19 protein-coding genes are annotated in these 23,235 nt (G+C 58.7%); 9 read left to right on the top strand and 10 right to left on the bottom strand.

The genetic code is table 11. The features are described from left to right. Positions 1-110 precede the first annotated feature (110 nt). The 5 genes from opgC (at position 111) to B3X29_RS19190 (ending at position 4,211) form a co-directional block, all read left to right on the top strand. On the top strand, positions 111-1,328 hold the full coding sequence (gene opgC, locus B3X29_RS19170) for an OpgC domain-containing protein (RefSeq protein WP_159339393.1): 1,218 nt from the start codon (positions 111-113) through the stop codon (positions 1,326-1,328). A 10-nt stretch (positions 1,329-1,338) separates the two neighbouring features. After that, a complete protein-coding gene (locus tag B3X29_RS19175; RefSeq protein ID WP_103179790.1) occupies positions 1,339-2,238 on the top strand; it encodes a hypothetical protein in 900 nt (299 codons plus the stop codon). 71 nt (positions 2,239-2,309) lie between these two features. Then, entirely contained in the window at positions 2,310-3,455 is a 1,146-nt protein-coding gene (locus tag B3X29_RS19180) for a PP2C family protein-serine/threonine phosphatase (protein ID WP_409454952.1), read from the top strand. Beyond that, a complete protein-coding gene (locus B3X29_RS19185; RefSeq protein WP_103179789.1) occupies positions 3,452-3,790 on the top strand; it encodes an STAS domain-containing protein in 339 nt (112 codons plus the stop codon). Before B3X29_RS19180 ends, B3X29_RS19185 begins: the two co-directional genes overlap by 4 nt. A gap of 1 nt (position 3,791) precedes the next feature. After that, positions 3,792-4,211: an ATP-binding protein gene (locus B3X29_RS19190; RefSeq protein WP_159339392.1), complete on the top strand. Its 420-nt coding sequence runs from the start codon at positions 3,792-3,794 to the stop codon at positions 4,209-4,211. A gap of 45 nt (positions 4,212-4,256) precedes the next feature. On the opposite strand, the gene B3X29_RS19195 is transcribed toward B3X29_RS19190, so the two are convergent. Together B3X29_RS19195 and B3X29_RS19200 are read right to left on the bottom strand one after the other, a co-directional pair. Beyond that, on the bottom strand, positions 4,257-4,811 hold the full coding sequence (locus tag B3X29_RS19195) for a GNAT family N-acetyltransferase (protein WP_159339391.1): 555 nt from the start codon (positions 4,809-4,811) through the stop codon (positions 4,257-4,259). Then, positions 4,808-5,371: a helix-turn-helix domain-containing protein gene (locus B3X29_RS19200; RefSeq protein ID WP_159339390.1), complete on the bottom strand. Its 564-nt coding sequence runs from the start codon at positions 5,369-5,371 to the stop codon at positions 4,808-4,810. The genes B3X29_RS19195 and B3X29_RS19200 overlap by 4 nt, the downstream gene beginning before the upstream one ends. A 239-nt stretch (positions 5,372-5,610) precedes the next feature. On the opposite strand from B3X29_RS19200, the gene B3X29_RS19205 reads away from it, so the two are divergent. After that, positions 5,611-6,864: an MFS transporter gene (locus B3X29_RS19205; protein WP_159339389.1), complete on the top strand. Its 1,254-nt coding sequence runs from the start codon at positions 5,611-5,613 to the stop codon at positions 6,862-6,864. Between the two features lie 56 nt (positions 6,865-6,920). Here B3X29_RS19205 and azoR read toward each other — a convergent pair whose 3' ends face one another. Then, positions 6,921-7,526 (bottom strand): FMN-dependent NADH-azoreductase, encoded by a 606-nt coding sequence (azoR, locus tag B3X29_RS19210; protein ID WP_103179784.1) that lies wholly within the window; start codon positions 7,524-7,526, stop codon positions 6,921-6,923. A gap of 202 nt (positions 7,527-7,728) precedes the next feature. Between azoR and hrpA the strand changes: the two genes are divergently transcribed. Beyond that, the gene (hrpA, locus tag B3X29_RS19215; RefSeq protein WP_159339388.1) at positions 7,729-11,631 is read left to right on the top strand and encodes an ATP-dependent RNA helicase HrpA; all 3,903 of its coding nucleotides are present in this window, start codon (positions 7,729-7,731) and stop codon (positions 11,629-11,631) included. 91 nt (positions 11,632-11,722) lie between these two features. On the opposite strand, the gene B3X29_RS19220 is transcribed toward hrpA, so the two are convergent. The 5 genes from B3X29_RS19220 to B3X29_RS19240 form a co-directional block, all read right to left on the bottom strand. Then, positions 11,723-12,382, bottom strand: coding sequence for an O-methyltransferase (locus tag B3X29_RS19220; RefSeq protein ID WP_159339387.1), 660 nt, complete (start codon positions 12,380-12,382; stop codon positions 11,723-11,725). A gap of 95 nt (positions 12,383-12,477) precedes the next feature. Beyond that, on the bottom strand, positions 12,478-13,857 hold the full coding sequence (locus tag B3X29_RS19225) for an efflux transporter outer membrane subunit (protein WP_103179781.1): 1,380 nt from the start codon (positions 13,855-13,857) through the stop codon (positions 12,478-12,480). Next, a complete protein-coding gene (locus B3X29_RS19230) occupies positions 13,854-14,933 on the bottom strand; it encodes an HlyD family secretion protein (protein WP_103179780.1) in 1,080 nt (359 codons plus the stop codon). Before B3X29_RS19230 ends, B3X29_RS19225 begins: the two co-directional genes overlap by 4 nt. 43 nt (positions 14,934-14,976) lie before the next feature. Then, a complete protein-coding gene (locus tag B3X29_RS19235; RefSeq protein ID WP_409454949.1) occupies positions 14,977-16,629 on the bottom strand; it encodes an MFS transporter in 1,653 nt (550 codons plus the stop codon). A gap of 152 nt (positions 16,630-16,781) precedes the next feature. Then, positions 16,782-18,104, bottom strand: a complete 1,323-nt coding sequence (locus tag B3X29_RS19240) for an MFS transporter (protein ID WP_159339386.1) — start codon at positions 18,102-18,104, stop codon at positions 16,782-16,784. Positions 18,105-18,494: 390 nt separating this feature from the next. Here B3X29_RS19240 and B3X29_RS19245 point away from each other — a divergent pair, with 390 nt between their 5' ends. Both B3X29_RS19245 and aldA read left to right on the top strand, forming a co-directional pair. Beyond that, complete coding sequence (locus B3X29_RS19245) at positions 18,495-19,298, top strand: YdcF family protein (protein WP_159339385.1); 804 nt, start codon at positions 18,495-18,497, stop codon at positions 19,296-19,298. A 199-nt stretch (positions 19,299-19,497) separates the two neighbouring features. Further along, positions 19,498-20,937, top strand: a complete 1,440-nt coding sequence (gene aldA / locus B3X29_RS19250) for an aldehyde dehydrogenase (protein ID WP_159339384.1) — start codon at positions 19,498-19,500, stop codon at positions 20,935-20,937. A 134-nt stretch (positions 20,938-21,071) separates the two neighbouring features. Here aldA and B3X29_RS19255 read toward each other — a convergent pair whose 3' ends face one another. Beyond that, the gene (locus tag B3X29_RS19255) at positions 21,072-21,998 is read right to left on the bottom strand and encodes an alpha/beta hydrolase (RefSeq protein ID WP_156654597.1); all 927 of its coding nucleotides are present in this window, start codon (positions 21,996-21,998) and stop codon (positions 21,072-21,074) included. 103 nt (positions 21,999-22,101) lie between these two features. After that, on the bottom strand, positions 22,102-23,103 hold the full coding sequence (gap, locus tag B3X29_RS19260) for a type I glyceraldehyde-3-phosphate dehydrogenase (RefSeq protein ID WP_103179775.1): 1,002 nt from the start codon (positions 23,101-23,103) through the stop codon (positions 22,102-22,104). Positions 23,104-23,235 lie beyond the last annotated feature (132 nt).

Below are 23,235 nucleotides of genomic sequence, written 5' to 3' on the forward strand. Positions count from 1 at the left end.
ATTATTAATAAGGTTTTACCCTGTGTACCGCAATAATTGCCAGATGAAGGCATTTACGCTATCTAAATTATTAGCACGATGCTTTTTCAGGATCATTAACAGGACTCCCTATGAGCCAGATTGCGCCTGCAATACCGCAAGAAGAAAACATAAAATCAAGAACATGGCGTTATTCTCTTGCCGGGAATCGCGATCTGCGTATTGATTTTATGCGCGGAATTGCGCTGGTAATGATGGTGGTGGCGCATACAGAAGTGATGTCGATATTTAATATATTTACCTGGGAGCGTTTTGGTCTGACGACCGGTGCGGAAGGATTTGTCATTCTTTCCGGATTTATGCTGGGGATGTTAAATCGTGCCAGATTACAAAAAGCTGTCTTGCTCACTATTTCCTGGGGGCTTTACCTCAGAGCGTGGAAAATATATCGGGTAAATATTATTATCATTTTATCTTTTCTGTTGCTGGGGTATTTGCCTTTTATAAACGTTTTTGAAGTGACCCATTTTACCGACCGTTTTTCGGGCACTACCTGGTCCCTTTATCCGGTGACGCCGCAGATAAAAGAGACCTGGTTTAACATTGTTCTCTATCTGCAAATTGGCCCTCACCAGACGCAAATTTTAGGGCTCTATATCTTTCTCCTGCTGTTAAGCCCCCTGTTTTTAGGTATGTTGCAAAGGGATAAGGTGTACTGGCTACTGGGCCTTTCGCTGCTGGTTTACTGCTGCTGGCAGCGCTGGCCGGTACGGATAACCCCGTCGCAGTTTGAGTTCGCCTTTCCGCTGCTGGCGTGGCAGTTTATTTTTGTGCTGGGGATGAGTTGCGGCTGGTATAAAGAGGAGTTGCTCTCTTTCGCTCGCACTCCCGCCGGCAAAGTGGTGGTCGCGGCGCTGGTGGTGGTTGCGCTGGTCCTCGGCTTTGTCGCCCAGAATCATACCAACCCCTTTATGCCGCCCGCGCTCCTGATGCATACCCTCCCCGCGGCGGACTTTAACGCTTTTTACCATACCTGGGCGGCAAAAAACGGTCTGGGCCCGGTGAGGGTGCTGAACGATATCTGCCTGATGGTGACGGTCTATCTCCTCCTGACCTGGTGCTGGCAACCTCTTTACCGGCTGGCGGGCTGGTTTCTTATCCCGCTCGGCCAGCGCTCGCTTTATACCTTTATTTTGCACGTCTACGTCGTGCTCGCGGTAAGTCAGTTTGTGACCTTCGATCTGTGGCGTCAGGAGTGGATAGTGAACACCGTTGTACATGCAGCGGCGCTTGGTGTGCTGTGGCTACTGGCGAAATATAACGTCGCCGCACGCTGGATACCTAACTAAGGAAGGGGAGATGCGGGAGAGATATTTGCTGGCCTGCGCACTCTTGTGCATTGCCACCGGCGCAGAGGCGGCGCCGAAGGAGGATGCCGGGACACTGCGCGACAACAACGGCGAGCCGGTGCAGGCGGGGGTATTTACCAGCCGCTGGGGGCGGCTTTTCTCTGGCAATGAGGATGTTTTTTCCGGCGCGCTGAGCTTTAGCTCGGGCCTGAAAGAGCAGTGGATGACTATCCCCAACAGCTCAGACAGCGCGGAGCAGAAGCGAAAATATAACCAGACGCTGAACCTGAGCCTGCAATATTCCCCCTACAGCTACTGGTTTGCCAACGTCACGTCGCGTCTACCGGTCACCGACACCAGCCGCTACACCGCTGACTTCCGCTACAGCTTTGGCTACGACGACTGGCACGCGAATACCCTTAGCCTGGTGTACAGCAACTACGGGGATAACCGCTTCTGGACCTCGGGCAGCGGTCGTCACACTTACTTCGAGCAGGGGGCGGTAACCCTGGCCTACAAATTCTCGCTGCCGAAACCGGTGGAGAATACGCTGTTGATCAACAAAGGAGACGCCATTATCTGCCAGGTGGGCTACAGCTGGGTGCCGCGCTATTACGATCTGGAGAGCAACGATATCCGCAAAAACAAAAACGTGATGCTGGGCGGATGCGGTTACACCTTCAAACAACATTTCTTTGTGCGCGCCACGGCGTTCTGGTTCCCGGACAGCAGCCAGCAGCAGCCCTGGAACGGCGATTACAGCTACAGCTTCGGCTATGCGGGCTATACGCCAGGCTCATTCTCCGTTCAGTATGCCAACTATTCCGGCACCCGTTATCCCGGCCACCAGAGCGGCAACGGAAAGTTTCGTGAAGGAACGGTTAGCCTTATCTGGTTCTTACCGCTTTAGGGGGCGAGAGAGTGACGCAGCATGTACTGATTGTGGAAGATTCACGGCTCTATCGGCGGCTGTTGAGCGGGATGCTGGCGCAGTGGGGCTATAAGGTCAGCGAGGCGGAAAACGGCCTCGCCGCGCTGCAGATCCTCGAAAGCCAGCCGGTCAGCCTGGTCATCAGCGACTGGGAAATGCCGGAGATGGACGGCCTGACGCTGTGCCGGGAGATCCGCAGCCGCCAGATTGGTCACTATATCTATGTCATTCTGCTTACCGCCCGTGAAAATCCAGACGATCTGACGCTGGGTTTTGACGCCGGCGCGGATGACTTTCTCAGCAAGCCTGTCGAGCAGAGCGAACTGCGGGCGCGGCTGCATGCGGGGGCGCGTATTCTCTCCCTGGAGGCGACCCTCGCCGCCCGCAACGCCCGCCTTAGTGAGGCCCTGCGCCAGATTGAACAAGATCTCGAGGTGGCGGCGCGTATCCAGCAGTCGGTGCTGCCCGCGCACCAGCAGCGCTACCGGGACTACTTTTCCGACTGGCTCTTTCTGCCCTCGGCCTGGGTTTCCGGGGATATCTTTAACGTCTTCCCGCTGGATAACCATCTGGGCTTTTACTGCGTGGACGTCTCCGGCCACGGCGTGGGGGCGGCAATGATGTCCCTTGCGGTGGCCCGCCAGTTTTTGCACGGCAGGGCGGTAGAGCGCTTTCTCTTTACTGCCGACGACGAGGTGGCGTCCCCCGCCGAGGTGGTGCGCATCCTCAACGGCCGTTTTTGCAGCGATGAGGTAGAGATAGTCAGCTATTTCACCATGATTTACGGCGTCATCGATCTTGACACCGGCGAGGGGAAACTGTGCCAGGCCGGTCACCCGACCCCCTTTATCGTCAGCCCGGACGGTGAGGTCAGAGCCGTTGGCAGCGGCGGAGCACCGGTGGGACTGATGCCGGATCTCAGCTGGACGGATGTCGACTTCACGCTGGCGGCTGGCGAGCGGCTCTGCCTGTTCAGCGACGGCATTACCGAATGTGAAAACCTCGCCGGGGAACAGTTTGGCCCGCAGCGGCTGCAGGAGGCGCTGCGGCACGGGGCCGCCCTCGGACTGAACGATCTCCTGGCGCAGTTTGCCCGGCACCTTATTCACTGGCGCAGCGGGGAAAACCAGGAGCAGCCAACGATGGCCGATGATGTTTCACTCTTAGTGATTGAGCGTAAAGGAGAAGAGCAATGAATATTGATACAGAGCGGCAGCCCGATGTGAACATTATGACCCCGGCGGTGCGTCGGCTGGATGCCTCGGTGGCGGGGGCGTTTAAGGAGGCGATTACCCGCGAGATCGGTGAAGATCGCAAAGCCCTGATCGTCGACTTCAGCAAAATCGATTTTATCGACAGTAGCGGTCTGGGAACCCTGGTTTCCCTGCTGAAAATGATGAACGGTAAAGGCGATATGGTGCTCTGCGCGCTGAACCCCGGCATCCGCAACATGTTTAGCCTGACCCGGATGGATCGCATTTTCCGCATCTGCCCGGACCGCGCCGCAGCGCTGGCGCAGCTGAATCAATAATATGGCCGTGGCTCACGAGATTGCGCTTCCGGCCGCGTTAAGCTCGCTCTCGCCGCTGGCGGAGTGGCTGGCGCAGCAGATGGCCTCGCTGCCCGTGGACGAAACCTGGCGCTTTGCGCTGGATCTCGCCGCCTGCGAGACGGCGGCCAATATCATCCGCTATGCGCTGCACGAAGATCAACGCCAGCTTTTTAACGTGACGTTTATCGCCGCCGACGCTGGCGTGACCCTGCGCTTTACCGATGCAGGGACGCCTTTTCCCGCTGAACGCCTGGCTGCGGCGCGTGATGAGGCGTTTGATGACGACACGCTGCTCGCAGAAAGTGGCCGGGGGCTCAGACTGATCCTGCTGTCGGTAGACAGTTTTGACCTCGAACGCCGGGACGGAAAGAATATTGCGGTGCTGGAAAAAGGGTGGTGAGGGCTGAAAAGCAAAACCTCCCACCGGGCGGTGAGAGGGGCAAACTTACGCGATCGCCGGGCTGGCGATAGCGGCTTTGGTGTTTTCGTTAACTTTGTACATGTATGTGGTCGAATCCAGGGTGTTTTCAACCGACTGCGCATAAAACGGAATCGACCCCGCGGTCTGCCAGCCAAGCGAGCGGTAGAGGTCGCTGGCCACGTCACCACTGCGTGTATCCAGCACCAGTAAAACGAGTCCCTTTTCCCAGGCCAACTGTTCTGCCTGCATCATCAGCGCGCTTGCAATTCCCTGGCGACGTGCTTGAGGGTGAACCAGCAGCTTGGTAATTTCTGCCCGGTGGCGGCCATTAGGTGTGGCGCAATAGTTAACCATGACGGTACCGGCTGCCGTGCCGTTATCCAGGGCGATGAAAAGATCGCAATCGCGGCGCGCAAGGCTATCTATGTTTTCCTGCCAGAAACGATCGATGGCAGGACGGTCGGTGGGATCGATAAAACCGACACTCGCGCCATCTTTTACGCACGCCTGCAAAACATCACCTAATTCTGAGAAGCGTTGACGTGCCTCGTCAGCAGTAAGACATTTATATTCAATCATGATTTACATACCACCAGAATATAGTGGGCGCCGAGATTTTCATGTGCCCTGAATGATGAGGTTCCCGATAAATGAAAACGTAAACTGTCACCTTTTTTCAGATGCCATGTTTCCGCATTCATGGTAATAATCAACTCCCCTGCATGTAACCAGATATATTGCTCCAGCCCCTGAACCGGCGGCTGAAGATATTCAATATAAGCACCCGGACGTAATTTCCCGTCAATCATTTCGCAGCGGAAGGCGTTAGACGGCGGTATTAACAGGCGTCGCTCAAACCCGCTGAGCTCATCATGCCACAGGCTCTGCTCTCCGGCCCGGAACAGGTTATCAGCGACCTGCTCAACCTCGCTGATCAGCCGGGACATGGTCATACCGTATACGCTACAGAGCTGGTTGAGCACTTCCGCGGTGGGGCTGACTTCACCCCGTTCAATGCGTGACAGTGAGGCTCTGCTTATCCCCGACGCCGCAGAGAGGTCCTCCAGCGAACGGTTATGCTGTAGGCGTAGCGCGGCCAGACGTGCCGCCAGCTTTTCCCTGTAGTCCTGATTGTTCATACTGGCTTCCCGTATATGAGACAAAATTCTCTAATGAGAGATAATACTGCACGCTGAACGTGAGTCAAGCACCACTGAAAAAATCCTGCAAAAGAAAAATTCACAATTTCAAGATCAAAAAACCTATTAAATTTTTGTTAAATTTTTTATTGCGCCTGCGGGTAATTGAATTTATTACTAGTTAGCCAGCTATATTTCGTGGCCAACAGAACAATTAAAAATAACCAACAGGACAACCTATGACAACCAAACCCGCCGCTGAAATCTGCGCGGCACCGGGGCTTTTTCAGACGCTAAAAACATTTCCTGCAACCGTACACGCGCTGCTCTTTTTTACCTTCGTCATACGGTTTAGCTATTTTATGGCATGGCCCTTTATCGCCGTCATCATGACCCAGAATTACCATATGTCTCCCATCGCCATTGGCGTGGCGATGACCAGCAGCGCCCTGATCTCGGTGGTGCTCGGCATGTACGGCGGGCAGATTTCGGACCGCATGGGGCGGCGGGTGATCCTTCTGTTGGGGTGCGGGTTCTCCGCCGTGGGCTATATCACGCTGGCGCAGGCGAGCGGGATGGGGCTGTTTATCACCGGCCTGATGATCATCGGGGTCTGTTTTGCCTGGGTCGATCCCCCGGTGCGCGCGCTGATGAGCGATCTGCTGGGCGATCGCCGTCGCCGGGCGCTGGCCCTGCAAATGCGCTACTACCTGATCAACGTCGCGGCGGTGTCTGGCCCGCTGGTGGGGCTGGTCTTTGGCCTGACATCCCAGAAGGGGACATTCCTGATCACGGGCTTAACCTATCTGCCATTTTTCGTTTACGTACTGCTGTTTATCCCGGCAGGGAAGCTGGTGGGCGAGCCGCAGTCCGGCAGCGCGCCGGCCATCAGGCTGCATCAGATGATGGGGATTATCGCCAAAGACCGAATCTATGTTGCGGCGCTGCTGTGTAGCATCTTGTGCAGTATCGTTTTTATCCATTATGAAGCCGTCCTGCCGCAGTATCTGATGCTACTGGATGGCGACGGGGCGGTGAAGCTCATCACCCTGATCCTGGTCACCAATGCCTGCACCGTGCTGGTGTTTCAGAGCCTGATTGTGCGGTTTATGGCGCAGATTAACCTGCCGAAACGGATACTTCTGGGCGGCGTCATTTTCGCCTTATCGCAGCTCTGCTTTTTTGCCACCCGTTCAACGGAGGTGTGGATCTGGCTGACCTTTACCGCCGTCTTCAGTATGGGGGAGGCGATTCTGATGCCAAACCTGAATATTTTGCTCGATCAGCTCGCGCCGGCGGAGCACCGGGGTGCCTATCTGGGGGCTTCAACGTTATCGACGCTGGGGGTTGCGGTCGGGCCGTTAATCGGCGGGGTGATGCTCGCCATGACCGGGGCGGGGGTATTTATCTGCACGGCCTTGCTCAGCCTGCTGCTGTGCGCGATTATTTATCTCAGCCGGGCACGGATGCTGGCTCGTTTGCAGGAGACATAAAAGCGCCGGGGAGTGATGCGTGCACCACTCCCCGGCGAGATTTTCAGCGTTGGATCTTACGCCGCGACCAGGCTGTCGATAGCCGCTTTCGCGTCGTTCTGCGCTTTGGCCGCCACTTCCGGACCGTAAGCGATACCTTCAGCAAAGACGAAGTTCACGTCGGTGATGCCGATGAAGCCCAGGAACAGGGTCAGATACGGCGCTACCAGGTCAGTTGGGGTATCTTTGTGAATACCGCCACGGCTTGAAAGCACAATCGCACGTTTACCGGTGACCAGACCTTCTGGTCCTTTCTCGGTGTAGCGGAAGGTGACGCCCGCACGTGCTACCAGGTCGAAGTAGTTCTTCAGCTGGGTCGGGATGTTGAAGTTATACATCGGCGCGTTAATCACGATCACGTCGTGGGCTTTCAGCTCGGCAATCAGCTCATCGGAGAGCGCCAGCGCTTCCTGCTGACGTGGCGTCAGTGGCGCATCGCTCGGACGCAGGGCACCCACCAGCTCACCATCCAGTACCGGAACAGGCTGAGCGGCCAGATCGCGGACGGTGATTTCGTCACCGCTGTGCTGTTCACGCCACTGTTCAACGAAATAATCAGACAGCTGACCAGACTGAGAGTACCCTGCCAGAATACTGGATTTAAGAACTAATACTTTGCTCATGGGTGATTCCTTTGTTGTATTTGATGAGGGGGTTGCCCCGTTGCTTGCTGACACTCTATTCACAATCCTGTCGCAGGGATAGCGCAATATATCGAAGTCTATGTTCGAATTTTTTGAATAAGGCGTAAAAACCCGCGATGTGGTACTCTATAGCAATCATTACAAAGAGATTTTATCCGGCAGTGCACTGCCCGTTAACGCTATGACAGAACAACAGAAATTAACCTTCCCGATGCTTATGCAACAGTTGGATCCGCTGATGTTGCGTGACAAACAGCGCTTTGCCCGCCGCTTGCATGGGGTAAAGAAGGTTAAAAATCCTGATGCACAACAGGCCATTTTCCAGGAGATGGCGAAAGAGATTGAACAGGCGGCGGGTAAGGTTGTGCTGCGCGAAGCCGCGCGCCCGGCCATTACCTATCCGGAAAACCTGCCCGTCAGCCAGAAAAAACAGGCGATCCTCGAAGCCGTGCGCGATCACCAGGTGGTGATTGTGGCGGGGGAGACCGGCTCCGGCAAAACCACCCAGCTGCCAAAAATTTGTATGGAGCTGGGGCGCGGGATCAAGGGCCTGATCGGCCACACCCAGCCGCGTCGTCTGGCGGCGCGAACGGTGGCGAACCGTATTGCCGAAGAGCTGCAAACCGAGCCGGGCGGCTGCATCGGCTATAAGGTGCGCTTCAGCGATCACGTCAGCGACAACACCATGGTCAAGCTGATGACCGACGGCATTCTGCTGGCGGAGATCCAGCAGGACCGGCTGCTGATGCAGTATGACACCATCATCATCGATGAAGCGCACGAGCGCAGCCTGAACATCGACTTCCTGCTGGGCTACCTGCGGGAGCTGCTGCCGCGTCGCCCGGATCTGAAAGTGATCATCACCTCGGCCACCATCGACCCGGAACGTTTTTCGCGTCATTTCAACAATGCGCCGATTATCGAAGTCTCGGGGCGCACCTATCCGGTTGAGGTCCGCTATCGTCCGATGGTGGAAGACGCCGACGACACCGAGCGCGATCAGCTCCAGGCCATTTTCGATGCGGTGGATGAGCTGGGAAATGAAAGCCCGGGCGATATCCTGATCTTTATGAGCGGCGAGCGCGAAATCCGCGACACCGCCGACGCGCTGAGCAAACGCGACCTGCGCCATACCGAGATCCTGCCGCTGTATGCACGTCTCTCCAACAGCGAGCAGAATCGGGTCTTCCAGGCCCACAGCGGCCGCCGGATCGTGCTGGCGACCAACGTGGCGGAAACGTCCCTTACCGTGCCGGGCATTAAATATGTGATCGACCCCGGCACGGCGCGTATCAGCCGCTACAGCTACCGCACCAAGGTGCAGCGACTGCCGATCGAGCCGGTGTCTCAGGCCTCCGCCAACCAGCGTAAGGGCCGCTGCGGACGTGTCTCGGAAGGGATCTGTATCCGTCTCTATTCGGAAGACGATTTCCTGTCGCGCCCGGAGTTTACCGACCCGGAAATTCTGCGTACCAACCTGGCGTCGGTTATTCTGCAGATGACTGCCCTCGGGCTGGGCGATATCGCCGCCTTCCCGTTTGTGGAAGCGCCGGACAAGCGCAACATCCAGGACGGCGTGCGCCTGCTGGAGGAGCTGGGGGCGATCACCACCGACGAGCAGGCCACGGTCTACAAGCTGACCCCCATGGGCCGCCAGCTCAGCCAGCTGCCTGTTGACCCGCGCCTGGCGCGGATGGTGCTGGAGGCGCAAAAACATGGCTGCGTGCGCGAGGCGATGATCATCACCTCGGCGCTCTCCATCCAGGATCCGCGCGAGCGTCCGATGGACAAACAGCAGGCCTCCGACGAGAAGCACCGCCGCTTCCACGATAAAGAGTCCGACTTCCTTGCCTTTGTAAACCTGTGGAATTACATCGGCGAGCAGCAGAAAGCGCTGTCCTCAAACCAGTTCCGCCGTCAGTGCCGGGTCGATTTCCTTAACTACCTGCGGGTGCGCGAGTGGCAGGATATCTACACCCAGCTGCGCCAGGTGGTGAAAGAGCTGGGCATTCCGGTCAACAGCGAGCCGGCGGAGTACCGCGAAATTCATATCGCGCTGCTGACCGGTCTGCTGTCGCATATCGGCATGAAAGATGCCGATAAGCAGGAATTTACCGGGGCGCGTAACGCCCGCTTCGCCATCTTCCCCGGCTCCGGCCTGTTCAAAAAGCCGCCGAAGTGGACGATGGTGGCCGAGCTGGTGGAGACCAGCCGTCTGTGGGGCCGCATTGCCGCACGCATCGATCCGGAGTGGGTCGAACCGGTGGCGCAGCATCTGCTGAAGCGCTCATACAGTGAGCCGCACTGGGAGCGGGCGCAGGGGGCGGTGATGGCGACCGAGAAGGTCACCGTCTACGGTCTGCCGGTGGTGGCGGCGCGTAAGGTCAACTACAGCCAGATCGACCCGGCGCTCAGCCGCGAACTGTTTATCCGCCACGCGCTGGTGGAGGGGGACTGGCAGACGCGCCACGCCTTCTTCCGGGAAAATCTCAAGCTGCGCAGCGAAGTGGAAGAGCTGGAGCACAAAACCCGTCGCCGCGACATCCTGGTGGATGACGAGACGCTGTTTGAGTTTTACGACCAGCGCATCAGCCACGACGTGATTTCTGCCCGCCACTTTGACAGCTGGTGGAAAAAAGTCAGCCGCGAGACCCCGGACCTGCTCAACTTTGAAAAGAGCATGTTGATCAAAGAGGGGGCGGAGCAGGTCAGCAAGCTCGACTACCCGAACTTCTGGCACCAGGGCAACCTCAAGCTGCGTCTGAGCTACCAGTTTGAACCGGGCACCGATGCCGACGGCGTGACTGTCCATATCCCGCTGCCGCTGCTCAACCAGGTAGAGGAGAGCGGGTTTGAGTGGCAGATCCCCGGCCTGCGCCGCGAGCTGGTTATCGCCCTGATTAAATCGCTGCCAAAACCGGTGCGCCGCAACTTTGTGCCTGCGCCGAACTACGCCGAGGCGTTTTTAGGCCGCGCCACGCCGCTGGAGCTGCCGCTGCTGGATTCGCTGGAGCGCGAGCTGCGCCGCATGACGGGCGTCACCATCGACCGGGAAGAGTGGCACTGGGATCAGGTGCCCGATCACCTGAAAATTAGCTTCCGGGTAGTGGATGATAAAAACAGAAAGCTGCAGGAAGGCCGCTCCCTGACCGAGCTGAAAGAGGCCTTAAAAGGCAAGGTGCAGGAGACCCTCTCTGCCGTGGCCGACGACGGTATCGAACAGAGCGGACTGCATATCTGGAGCTTTGGTCAGCTACCGGAAAGCTACGAGCAGAAGCGCGGCAACTACAAGGTCAAAGCCTGGCCCGCGCTGGTGGACGAACGCGAGAGCGTGGCGATCAAGCTGTTCGATAATCCGCAGGAGCAGCAGCAGGCGATGTGGCGCGGGTTGCGCCGCCTGTTGCTGTTGAACATCCCGTCGCCGATCAAATATCTGCACGAGAAGCTGCCGAACAAGGCCAAACTGGGGCTCTACTTTAACCCGTACGGCAAGGTGCTGGATCTGATCGATGACTGCATCTCCTGCGGCGTGGACCAGTTGATCCATGCCGCGGGTGGCCCGGTCTGGACCGAAGAGGGCTTTGCACAACTGCACGAAAAAGTGCGCGCTGAACTCAACGAGACGGTGGTCAACATTGCGAAGCAGGTCGAACAGATCCTGACTGCGGTGTTCAATATCAACAAGCGCCTGAAAGGGCGGGTGGATATGACCATGGCGCTGGGGCTCTCGGACGTAAAAGCGCAGATGGCGGGGCTGGTCTATCGCGGGTTTGTGACCGGCAACGGGTACAAGCGTTTAGGCGATACGCTGCGCTATTTGCAGGCGATTGAAAAACGTCTGGAGAAGATGGCGATCGATCCGCACCGCGACCGGGCGCAGATGTTGAAGGTGGAAGCGGTGCAGCAGCGCTGGCAGCAGTGGCTGAACAAGCTGCCACCGGCCCGCCGCGATGATGAAGATGTACAGGAGATCCGCTGGATGATTGAAGAGCTGCGCGTCAGCTTCTTTGCCCAGCAGCTGGGAACGCCATACCCCATCTCCGATAAGCGGATTTTGCAGGCGATGGAGCAGATCTCGGCTTAACATCGCCGGGCGGCGCATGCGCTTGCCCGGCCTACAATCCTGCCATGAAGTTGTTGTAGGCCCGGTAGGCGTAGCGCCACCGGGCATTTCTTTAACCGTTCACCATCGCCAGCGTAAACCCATCCCATCCTTTCACACCCACCGTCTGTAACGCGGTGGCGGTCAGGCGCGGATTATCGCCGATCATCTCAATAAACCGCCGCACCCCGTGTACCCGGACGTCGTCGCTCTGGCCGTTAACCACTTCTCCGTCCCGCACCACGTTATCGCCGATGATCACCGTCCCCGGTCGGGAGTAATGCAGCGCCCACTCCAGATAGCCCGGGTTATTCGGTTTATCGGCATCGATAAAGATCAGATCAAAAGGCGGGATCGCATCGAAGCGCTCAAGAGAGAGCAGGGCCGGACCTTCGATCAGCTCAATACGCTGCTCCAGTCCCGCCAGATGAATGTTCTGCCGGGCGACCTGAGCGTGAACCGGGTCGGCCTCCAGCGTGATCAGCTTGCCATCCGCGGGCAGGGCGCGCGCCATCCAGATACTGCTGTAAGCCCCGAGGGTGCCAATCTCCAGAATGCGCCTCGCCTGGGTCATGCGGACAAACAGCGCCAGTAACTGCCCCTGATTGGCGGCGACGTCGTGGGCTGGTAACCCGGCTCGCTGGTTATTATCAAGGACCTTTTGCAGCACCTCATCCTGAGGAATAAGCTCGGAAATCATGTAATTATCTACGGCAGACCACTGTTGTTGCATAGATTGACCCCTTAGTACGTATATTGCCCGGCGGCGCTACGCTTGCACGGGCCTATGAAACCTGTAGGCCGGGCAAGCGTAGCGCCGCCCGGCGTTTACGATGCCGACCAGCCGCCGCCCAGCGCCTTATACAGATCGATCTGCGCCAGCAGCAGGTTATTTTTCGCCTGCACCACGCTGGTCTGCACCGAGAACAGCGTGCGCTGGGCGTCGAGCACGTCCAGATAGGATGAATAGCCGTTGCGGTAGCGATTCTGGGCGATGCGCAGCGTCTCCTGGGCGACCGCCTGCTGCGCCACCAGCTCGGTCAACTGCTCGCCATAGCGGGCGATGGCATCCAGGCTATCGTTCACCTCTTTAAAGGCATTGCGCACGGTTTTTTCATAGCTGTAGAGCGCCTGGTTGCGCTGCGACTGGCCGATATCCACCTGGGCGTTCAGCGCCTGACGGTTCAGCAGCGGGGCCAGAATACTGCCGCCGATGCTCCACAGCTCCAGCGGGTTGTCCAGCAGGCCGGGCAGGGTGCGATCCTGGATCGATCCGCTCGCGGTCAGGTTGATCGATGGCAGCAGACTGGCGCGCGAAGCCGCAAGCGAGGCATCGGCGGCAATGAGCTGGCGTTCCGCCTGCACAATATCCGGGCGGCGATTAAGCAGCGTTGAGGGCAGTTGCGACGGGATACGCAGCGGCGTCAGAGCATCGAAATCGTCACTGCGGGCGATACTCCCCGGATTACCCCCCAGCAGCAGGCTGAGCGCATTCTCCTGACGGGCAATCTGGTTCTGCACCTGCGGGATCTGCGCCCGCGTCGAGCGCAACTCGGAGTCGGACTGCATCAGCTCCAGGCGCGAACTGTAGCCGGTCTGATACTGCCGCTGTGCCAGGTTAAAGGCCTCTTCCCGCGCTTTGAGGGTCGACTGCGTGACCTTAAGCTGCTCGTCCAGCGCCAGCAGGGTGACGTACCCCGAGGCCACCGAGGAGGCCACCGTCAGATCGGCCGCGGCGGCGGCCGCCTTTTGCGCCTCGAGGCTCGCCCGGGCGGCATCGGTGGTGCGGCGGTTCGCCCCCCAGATGTCTACGTCGTAGCTGGCAGTCAGGCTGCCTTTGTAGAGCGCCCCATAGGTTGGCAGACCGGTTGCCGCCGACTGAGAACGGGCGCGACCCGCATTGAGATCGGCATCCAGGGTCGGAAACAGGTTACCCTCGCTGGCGTAGACCCGCGCCTGGTACTCGTTGATTCGCTCCCGGGCAATCAGCACGTCACTGTTGTTACGCAGGGCCTGGTCAACGTAAGCGTTGAGATGATTGTCGTGAAAATTGCGCCACCACATCTGCTCAGCCGGGCTGGCAGGGCCGGTGCTGGCGCGCCACTGGGCGGGGATCTGTAGCGTCGGCTTCGCTGGCTCAACATCCACCGACTGGCAGGCGCTCAGGGCGGCGGCAATCAGCAGGGCGGTTAGCGGGCGGCGGATCATTCTGCCTCCCGGGTATCAATGGTCACCTGCACCGACATGCCAGGACGCAGCAGGGCCGACTCCTCCGGCTTGCCTAATACTTCAATACGCACCGGAATACGCTGGGCAATCTTGACGAAGTTCCCGGTGGCGTTATCGGGCGTAATGGCGCTGAACTCCACCCCGGTGGCGGGGGAGATGCTCTGCACCCGGCCTTCATAGGCTTTGTCGTTCAGGGCATCGACGGTGAATTTCACCGGCTGGCCAACGCGCAGGTTTGCCAGCTGGGTCTCTTTGATATTGGCGATCACCCAGTGCTGCGGCGGCACCAGGGTAGTGAGGTGGGTTCCGGCGGTCACATAGGCGCCTAAACGCACCGCAATTTGCCCGAGCTGGCCGTCGCGTGGCGCCACGATACGGGTATTTTGCAGGTCGATCTGCGCCAGCTCGAGGGCCGCCTTCGCGTTTTCGACGTCAGCCTCCAGCGCGGCGCGGTTAACGATGGCGGTTTGCAGATCCTGGCGCGACATCTCCAGCGTGGCCTTCGCCTGGTCGATGTCGGCGCTGCCCTGGGCGGCACTCGCCAGCGCCGCATCCCGCTCACGAATGGAGAGCGAGCCGTCGGCGGTTAAGTCCTTCACCCGCTTTAAGTCGGCCTGAGTCTTCTGGCTCTGGGCCCGGGCGTTTTTCAGCGCCGCTTCGTTACGCTGGATCACCGCCTCGGCGCTTTTGCGCTGTTGCAGGTTGTTGTTCAGCGCGGCAATTTTCATCGCCAGCTGGGCCTCAGCCTGGTGCACCCGCTGGCGGTAGATGCGATCGTCAATCTGCAGCAGCAGGTCGCCCTTCCTGACGCGCTCAAAATCCTGCACCCTGACCTCGGTGATATAGCCGTTCACCTGCGGGCTGATAAAGGTGGTCTGGCCGCGCACGTAGGCGTTATCGGTAAACTGGGTATGGCGGGTAAACGGCGGTAACTGCCAGGCGTAGAGGATCACCAGCACGCCAACAATGCCGATGGCGGCAGCGGCGAACACTGACACCACGCGCAGATTATTACGGGTACTGGCCTGCTCTTTAGCGGCATCCTGCTGACTCATAACCACTCCTGGAAACGCACAATCATCATTATTGTATAAACCATTATTTACTGCCGGTGGCCTTTCTCAGCGCCAGACGGGCCGTGATACGAAGCCGCAGCAAACGCCACAGGATCCACACCAGCGTGGCGCTGGCGATACCTGCCGTCAGCAGGTAAGTATCGTTGTAAGCCAGAATATTTGCCTGTAGCGTGCTGGCGTTCTGGAGCTGGAGCGCGGACTGCACGCTCAGCTGGGCGCTGTCGCCAATCAGGCTCCGGTACATCTGGCTGTAGATCTGCAGGCGCTCGTTCACCAGCGGATTGAGGCTGGTGAGCTGTTCGGCCAGCAGGCTGGAGTGGTACTTCTCACGCCAGGTCTGGAAGGTGCCGAGAATGGCGGAACCCAACAGCCCGCCGATGTTCTGGCTCATGCCGAACAGCACCGAAAAACTGACCAGGTTGCGCGGATCGGCAATCACCCCGCCAATCCCGGCCAGCATCGCCGGGGCCAGGAAGAATGCACTGCCGAAGCCAAGCAGGAACTGGCTCAGCATTAGCTGATCCGGGCGGGTGAGGCTGCTGGACTGGCTGTCGAGCAGCGAGGCGATAATCATCAGCACCAGCGAGGTGACAATCGGCCAGGCGAGCTTTGTCGGTTTGATGGTCAGGCAGCTTGCGGCGATGCCGCAGAGGATGCCGGCAAAAATCGCCCAGGCCAGGTGGGTCATCTGCTCGTTCTGCAGGCCAACATATTGTAACCAGCCGATTACCCCGGTGTTCTGCTCCGCCAGCACGATGCGGATCAGCAGCATAATCAGCCCCAGGCGCAGAATGCTGCCGCTGGAGAGCCAGCGGGTGTTCAGCAGCGGGTTGCTGCGGTTATGCTCAAAGACGATAGCCGAGACAATCAGCACCAACGAACCCGCCAGCGCCCAGCCGATCCACGGCGTTTCAAACCACCACTCCAGCCGCCCAAGGGAGAGCACCGCGCAGAGCAGCGCCATCCCCGGAGCCAGCAGGATAAAGGTGATGAAATCTTTCTTCTCGAACACCTTGCGCCGGTCGCCGGGAGGCAGCTTGAGGGCGATGACGCAGCCCAGCGAGATCAGCGCCAGACCCAGCTCAAAGAGGTAGAGCCCGCGCCACTCGTCCAGCTGCAGCAGCTCGGTGGAAAAGAGCCGCGCAATGGGGATCGCCAGCGAGGAACCGGTGATACCAATGGTCAGGGCCTTCAGGCGGTGTTTCGCCGGCCAGGCCTGGATCTGATAGTAGATCCCAAGCGAGCTGAGCGCCGCGGCCACCATGCCGTGGGCGGCGCGCACCATCAGGGCCGAGCTGAGATCGTTGACGAAGAGGTGAAAGAAGGTCACCAGCACATAGAGCACCAGGAACCCTTCGGTAAAGGCGCGCAGGCCGAACTGCTGGCGAAACTTCACCAGCAGCAGGTTTATCGACACGTTAGTCATCACGTACACCGCGGGCAGCCAGGCGATCTCGGTGGACCAGGCGGCAAAGGTGCCCTGCAGATTTTGCAGGTTGGCCGAAACCATGGCATTGCCCAGCGCGCCGGTAAGGCATACCAGCAGTCCCACCACACCGTAGGCCACCCGTTTGGGCGTGCTGTGGATCGGAGTGGAGGGGGAGCCTAACAGCATCGGCTTTTCGTGAGGCTGCCACTCGCGAGGAGCATAGGGGTCGCGTTGGGGCAGGCGCATAGCGTTTATTACCTGTCGCATTGATGATAGTTAGTGGGCTAATGATTCTACGTCTGACGCAAAGTCTGTTTCAAGTGAATATGATAATAGCGGGTTAATCAAATGTGAGCGGTAAGTATGACAGCGGCCAGCAAGTGCTGGCCGCCTGGGGATCAGAGTTCGTGGGTTTGTGCGTTGATGACCGGGGCGCGTTTAACCCGGCTGGCACAGAAGATCGCAATCAGGGAGATGGTCACTGTGACCGCCAGATACCAGGCCACCGGCACCCAGTCGCCGTTATATTTCGCCAGCAGGCCGGTGGCAATCAGCGGCGCGGTGCCGCCCGCCAGGGCTGCGCCCAGCTGATAGCCGAGGGTGATGCCGGTGTAGCGCACGTTGGCGGTGAAAATTTCTGAACAGAGGGTGCCGAGTACCGCGGTGACCGGTGCCCACAGCACGCCGAAAGCGATGACGGTAGCCAGCACAATGCCCCAGGTGGTGCCGGTGTTGAGCAGCATAAACCACGGCACGATAAACAGGCCGAGGACAAAGACGCTGACGGCATACATTCGCTGGCGACCGACCTTATCCGACAGCAGCCCCATCAGCGGGATCATGATGGTGGCGACCAGCGCCCCGAGGGTCACGGCCTCCAGCGCCTGCGATTTTTGATAGCTGAGCGTGGTGGTGGCGTAGCTGACCACAAAGGTGGAGAAGATGTAGAAGGGCGCGGTCTCAACCACTTTTAGCCCGGCGGCGATCAGCACTTCGCGCCAGTGGTATTTCAGCGTATCGCGCAGCGGGGCTTTGGCCACCTTGCCGGAGGATTTCACCTTTTTAAACTCCGGCGTTTCGTCGATATCCTTACGGATCCACAGGCCGAGCAGCACCAGCACCGAACTCAGCAGGAACGGAATACGCCAGCCCCAGGAGAGGAAATCCTCTTCGCTGAAGAGCGTCATCAGCGAGACGATAAAGGTCGCCATCAGCATGCCGATGGTGACCCCCGCCTGAGGAATGCTGCCAAAGAAGCCTTTGCGCTTCTCAGGCGCATATTCATAAGCCAGCAGCAGGGCGCCGCCCCATTCGCCGCCGATCCCCATCCCCTGAATAATACGCATCAGGATCAGCAGCGCCGGCGCCCAGAGGCCAATCTGCTCGTAGGTGGGTAACAGCCCAATCATCACGGTTGCACCCCCCATCAGCGACAGGGTTAAGACCAGCGTTTTCTTGCGCCCAATGCGATCCCCGATATGGGCAAAAAGAACGCCACCAATGGGGCGAATAAAAAAGGTTAATGAGAACGAAAGATAGGAGAGAATCAGGCCGATAACCGGGTCGACCATCGGGAAGAAGATTTTATTGAACACCAGCGCGGCGGCCGTGCCGTAGAGAAAATAGTCAAACCATTCAATGGCGCTGCCGGTGAGGCTGGCAACCAGCACCTTTTTATTTTTTCGTAAAACTGCGGCACTGCTTTCATGTTGTTGTGTCATAACCGTGATCCCGCCCAGTGGATGATGAAGCGGGTGACACCCGGCGCGCTTCGGGTGCAACCCAGAAAGGAAGAAGGTTGTCGAATTGTTAAGCAAATTAGGGAGAGCTGTTACTTTTGGCAAGCAGGGCGAGGTAAAAACTGGTCAGATCACGCTGAAATAAGCAGCAATCACTGCTTTTAATGGCGATATTTCTGGCGCTTAATTTTTTTTATGGTCTAAGTTACAGCATATAATGCAGGTGCAACCGCCTGATTTTTGGACGTTTCTGGTTATTTCAGTTTAATGACTATTCTTATAAGGTAACTGCCGATTTCGCTTTCAGAGGGATCCTCTGTTAACCGACGGCCCGCGCGTTACCCTGAACTTACTTGCTGGAAGGAGGTAACGATGAGTCTCACAATCTTCCCGTCTCTGCCGGATAAAACGCTGGCCGCGGTCAATACCGTCGGGGCCTGGCTCGCTGAAGATAATTTGCCTTACAATCCGCCCGCGCTACAGCCGGATCTGGTGGTGCTGGCCGGTAATGCGGTGATCCCCTCCATCGACGCAGCCTGCCGTCTGGCATCGGAGCTTGCCGTGCCGCTGCTGATCAGCGGCGGGATAGGCCATTCCACCACCTTCTTATATGCCGCCATCGCGCAGCATCCGCGTTATAACAAGGTGCGCACTACCGGCAAAGCCGAGGCCACCATTCTGGCGGAGATTGCCCGGGAGTTCTGGCATATTCCGCCGGAGCGGTTGCTGGTTGAAGATCAATCCACCAACTGCGGTGAAAATGCCCGCTTCAGCGCCGCGACGTTCCTCCATCATCAGCTAAGGGTGACGCGCGGGATTGTGGTGCAGGACCCGACCATGCAGCGGCGGACCATGGCGACCTTTGCCCGCGTCTGGCGCGATAAGCCAGATGCCCCGTCGTGGACCAGCCATCCCGGCATTGTGCCGCAACTGCAAAACAGTGATGAGGGCCTGGTGTTCCGCGGCGGCGGCGAGGGGCTGTGGCCCGTCGAGCGCTATCTGTCGCTGGTGCTGGGCGAGCTCCCGCGCCTGCGGGATGACATCAATGGCTACGGTCCGCTTGGCCGCGATTTTATCGTGCATGTGGATATTCCTGCCGAGGTAGAGGCCGCCTGGCAGATCCTGCGTCATGATGCGGTGCTCACCGAAGCGCTGGCCAGCCGCGCGCTGCTGTAACGCGTTGCCCGTTTGCGATGAGTTTGACGCAAACGGGCAACTCTCTGTTGCCGGAATGTAATGTTTTCCTCCTGCTGACCCGTTTCTTTTATGAGATATCTCACAAAAACAGCGCGATAGGCTGGGATTGAGGATCGGGAACTGTAGTTTTTAACAATAATTTTACTTGTTAAAAACAGTGTAATTACAGGAGCGAGTCATGACAGTACCCGTACAACATCCTATGTATATCGATGGACAGTTTGTAGCCTGGCAGGGTGATGCCTGGATTGATGTCATCAATCCGGCCACCGAAGAGGTCATTTCCCGTATTCCCGACGGCAGTGCCGAAGATGCCCGCAAGGCGATTGACGCAGCCGAACGCGCCCAGGAGGCCTGGGAGGCACTGCCTGCCATCCAGCGCGCAGGCTGGCTGCGTAAAATCGCGGCAGGCATTCGTGAGCGCGCCAGCGAGATCAGCGCCCTGATCGTTGCCGAAGGCGGCAAGATCCAGCAGCTCGCGGAGGTTGAGGTCTCCTTCACCGCCGACTATCTCGACTACATGGCGGAGTGGGCCCGCCGCTACGAGGGCGAAATTATCCAGAGCGATCGTCCGGGCGAAAACATTCTGCTGTTCAAACGCGCCCTGGGCGTCACCACCGGTATTCTGCCGTGGAACTTCCCGTTCTTCCTGATCGCCCGCAAGCTGGCACCTGCGCTGGTGACCGGCAACACCATCGTCATTAAGCCGAGCGAATTTACTCCGAACAACGCCATCGCCTTCGCCAAAATCGTCGACGAGATCGGCCTGCCGAAAGGGGTTTTTAACCTGGTGCTGGGACGCGGGGAAACCGTGGGCCAGGAGCTGGCGGGCAACCCGAAAGTGGCGATGGTCAGCATGACCGGCAGCGTGGCCGCAGGTGAGAAAATCATGGCCGCCGCCGCGAAGAACATCACCAAAGTATGCCTGGAGCTGGGCGGTAAAGCCCCGGCTATCGTGATGGACGACGCAGATCTTGAGCTGGCGGTGAAGGCGATTGTCGACTCGCGGGTGATCAACACCGGACAGGTCTGTAACTGCGCCGAGCGCGTCTATGTGCAGAAGGGCATCTACGACCGCTTTGCAAACCGTCTGGGCGAGGCGATGAAAGCGGTGCAGTTTGGCAACCCGGCCGAGCGTAACGACATCGCCATGGGCCCGCTGATCAACGCCGCGGCGCTGGCGCGTGTTGAGCAGAAGGTGGCGCTGGCGGTAGAGCAGGGGGCGAAAGTGGTGCTGGGCGGCAAAGCGGTGGAAGGGAAGGGCTACTTCTATCCGCCAACGCTGCTGCTGGACGTGCGTCAGGAGATGAGCATCATGCACGAAGAGACCTTCGGACCGGTGCTGCCGGTGGTGGTATTTGACACCCTGGAGGAGGCGCTGAAGATGGCCAACGACAGCGATTATGGTCTGACATCCTCGATTTATACCCGGGATCTGAACGTGGCGATGAAGGCCATTAAAGGGCTGAAGTTCGGTGAAACCTACATCAACCGCGAGAACTTTGAAGCGATGCAGGGCTTCCACGCGGGATGGCGTAAATCGGGGATCGGTGGAGCGGATGGCAAACACGGTCTGCACGAGTATTTGCAGACCCAGGTGGTCTATTTGCAGTCGTGATAGAGACGCCGGGTGGCGCGAGGCTTGCCGGGTGGCGGCTTCGCCTTACCCGGCCTACGTGTCCGATGCCGTTTGCCGGTTTTGTAGGCCGGGTAAGCGCAGCGCCACCCGGCATCCAGACTGCACCCTTCCGCTTACACCTTCGTCGCAATCCAGTTCATCATCAGCTCCGGCCAGAGGGCCACCGGCAGCCCCTGGGCATCGCGGATGCCGAATCCATGTTTCCCGCGCTCGAACAGATGCATCTCAACCGGCACCCCAACGCGGCGCAGGGCGGTAAACATCGCCAGGCTGTTCTCGACCTTCACCGCCGGGTCGTCGGCGGCATGCAGCAGGAAGGTCGGCGGGGCATCGCGGGTGACGCGCGCTTCCAGCGAATAGCGGCGGATCAGCTCTTCGCCAGGGTTGTCACCCATCAGCTCAAGGCGCGAGCCCGGGTGGTAGTGTTCGCCCTGCATGGTGATCACCGGATAGACCAGCGCCATAAAAGCCGGACGGGCGGATAGCGCGTCGGCGGCGTCGAGCGGGGCGTATACCGTTTCGTCATGGCGGGTACCGAGGCTCGCCGCCACGTGACCGCCCGCCGAGAAGCCCAGCACTCCAATCCGCGCCGGATCCAGCTGCCACTCCCCGGCACTGGCGCGGATCACCCGCATGGCGCGCTGGATGTCGGCCAGCGGCGCGTCGGCCCCCTCTTCATGACCATCCCCCGGCATGCGGTAGGTCATCACAAACAGGGTGTAGCCGCGGGCGTTAAAGAAGGAGGCCAGCGCGCTGCCCTCTTTATCCAGCACCACGCGGCGGTATGACCCGCCCGGTGTCACCAGGATACCCACCCCGTTAGGTTTGCTCGGGGTATAGACGGTTATCTCCGGGGCGCGGATGCCGGTGACGGCGCGATCAAAGTGGGAGGTACCGGTGTGGTGGGGTTCCGGGGTAAAGACGGCGTCGCTGGTCTGCGCGCCCGGGGCTTCATTATCGGGCCAGATGGTAAAGGTGGCCGAACGGCTAACAGCGTGGGCCATATTCTGTTCGAGTGTTTCGCGGCTGAGTGCTTCCATGTTAACGCTCCCTCTCTGGAAAGCGTTTGTTATAGCAGGGTTAACGGAATGAAAACCTGAACAGTTTCACAGGTTGCGGGCAGCCTGGCTGTCCGCAGGGTGATTACAGCGCCGCGAACTTATCCAGGGTCCGCACCAGCTGGGTGACAAAACCATATTCGTTGTCGTACCAGGCGACGGTTTTCACCAGCTGGACATCGCCCGCCTCGGTGACCTCGGTCTGGGTGGCATCGAATATCGACCCAAAGTGGCTGCCGATCACATCGGACGAGACAATCTCTTCGTCGGTATAACCGAAGGATTCGTTGCCCTCAGTGGCCTTTTTCAGCGCCTGATGGATCTCATCCACGCTCACTTTTTTATCCAGAATAGAGACCAGCTCGGTGACGGAGCCGGTTTTAACCGGCACGCGCTGGGCGTGGCCTTTCAGCTTGCCGCTCAGGGCGGGGATCACCAGCCCAATGGCCTTCGCCGCGCCGGTGGTGTGCGGAATGATGTTTTCCGCCGCGGCGCGGGAGGCGCGAAGATCCTTGCCGCGCGGCCCATCCACCAGCGCCTGGGTGCCGGTATAGGCGTGGATGGTGGTCATGGTGCCCGCCTTGATGCCAAAGGCGTCGTGCAGCACTTTCGCCAGCGGGGCCAGGCAGTTGGTGGTGCAGGAGGCGACAGAGATAATGGTGTCACTGGCCTCGATGGTGTCGTCGTTAACGTTAAAGACGATGGTTTTCATCTCGCCGGCCGGGGCGGAGATCAGCACTTTTTTGGCGCCCGCGTCCAGATGGGCCTGGGATTTCTCCTGCGAGGTGTAGAACCCGGTGCACTCCACTACCAGATCCACGCCCGCAGATCGCCACGGGATGTTTTTCGCCTCTTTCTCGGCGTAAACCGAAATGGATTTCCCGTCGACGATCAGCGCGTCTTCAGTGAAGTCGACGCTCCAGGGGAAGGGGCCATAGTTAGAGTCATGTTTTAACAGGTAGGCCAGCACTTTTGGCGACGTCAAATCGTTAATCGCCACCACGCTATTACTGTCCTGCGTTTCCAGCAACCGACGGAGAACCAGTCGGCCAATACGACCAAAACCGTTAATGCCAATCTTACTCATGATCTTCTCCTGTGTGATGTACGGGACGTTGAACTCATCCAGGATTAGACCATGAAGCCCAGCGAGGCAATTGAAGATGGCTCATCTGCACGGAAGTTTTTGAAAAGTCGGGGAGAATAAATAATGAATTTT

Origin of the sequence: Leclercia sp. UBA5076, assembly GCF_002416465.1 — a bacterium.
GTDB lineage: Bacteria > Pseudomonadota > Gammaproteobacteria > Enterobacterales > Enterobacteriaceae > Enterobacter.

What these genes read in the sequence shown, in the direction of transcription:
- B3X29_RS19255 (WP_156654597.1), bottom strand. Translation starts at nt 21,998, where the DNA reads ATGGAAGCACTCAGCCGCGAAACACTCGAACAGAATATGGCCCACGCT.
- B3X29_RS19225 (WP_103179781.1), bottom strand. Translation starts at nt 13,857, where the DNA reads ATGATCCGCCGCCCGCTAACCGCCCTGCTGATTGCCGCCGCCCTGAGC.
- B3X29_RS19245 (WP_159339385.1), top strand. Translation starts at nt 18,495, where the DNA reads ATGAGTCTCACAATCTTCCCGTCTCTGCCGGATAAAACGCTGGCCGCG.
- aldA (WP_159339384.1), top strand. Translation starts at nt 19,498, where the DNA reads ATGACAGTACCCGTACAACATCCTATGTATATCGATGGACAGTTTGTA.
- B3X29_RS19175 (WP_103179790.1), top strand. Translation starts at nt 1,339, where the DNA reads ATGCGGGAGAGATATTTGCTGGCCTGCGCACTCTTGTGCATTGCCACC.
- azoR (WP_103179784.1), bottom strand. Translation starts at nt 7,526, where the DNA reads ATGAGCAAAGTATTAGTTCTTAAATCCAGTATTCTGGCAGGGTACTCT.
- B3X29_RS19205 (WP_159339389.1), top strand. Translation starts at nt 5,611, where the DNA reads ATGACAACCAAACCCGCCGCTGAAATCTGCGCGGCACCGGGGCTTTTT.
- gap (WP_103179775.1), bottom strand. Translation starts at nt 23,103, where the DNA reads ATGAGTAAGATTGGCATTAACGGTTTTGGTCGTATTGGCCGACTGGTT.
- B3X29_RS19240 (WP_159339386.1), bottom strand. Translation starts at nt 18,104, where the DNA reads ATGACACAACAACATGAAAGCAGTGCCGCAGTTTTACGAAAAAATAAA.
- B3X29_RS19235 (WP_409454949.1), bottom strand. Translation starts at nt 16,629, where the DNA reads ATGCGCCTGCCCCAACGCGACCCCTATGCTCCTCGCGAGTGGCAGCCT.
- B3X29_RS19200 (WP_159339390.1), bottom strand. Translation starts at nt 5,371, where the DNA reads ATGAACAATCAGGACTACAGGGAAAAGCTGGCGGCACGTCTGGCCGCG.
- hrpA (WP_159339388.1), top strand. Translation starts at nt 7,729, where the DNA reads ATGACAGAACAACAGAAATTAACCTTCCCGATGCTTATGCAACAGTTG.
- opgC (WP_159339393.1), top strand. Translation starts at nt 111, where the DNA reads ATGAGCCAGATTGCGCCTGCAATACCGCAAGAAGAAAACATAAAATCA.
- B3X29_RS19220 (WP_159339387.1), bottom strand. Translation starts at nt 12,382, where the DNA reads ATGCAACAACAGTGGTCTGCCGTAGATAATTACATGATTTCCGAGCTT.
- B3X29_RS19185 (WP_103179789.1), top strand. Translation starts at nt 3,452, where the DNA reads ATGAATATTGATACAGAGCGGCAGCCCGATGTGAACATTATGACCCCG.
- B3X29_RS19195 (WP_159339391.1), bottom strand. Translation starts at nt 4,811, where the DNA reads ATGATTGAATATAAATGTCTTACTGCTGACGAGGCACGTCAACGCTTC.
- B3X29_RS19190 (WP_159339392.1), top strand. Translation starts at nt 3,792, where the DNA reads ATGGCCGTGGCTCACGAGATTGCGCTTCCGGCCGCGTTAAGCTCGCTC.
- B3X29_RS19180 (WP_409454952.1), top strand. Translation starts at nt 2,310, where the DNA reads ATGCTGGCGCAGTGGGGCTATAAGGTCAGCGAGGCGGAAAACGGCCTC.
- B3X29_RS19230 (WP_103179780.1), bottom strand. Translation starts at nt 14,933, where the DNA reads ATGAGTCAGCAGGATGCCGCTAAAGAGCAGGCCAGTACCCGTAATAAT.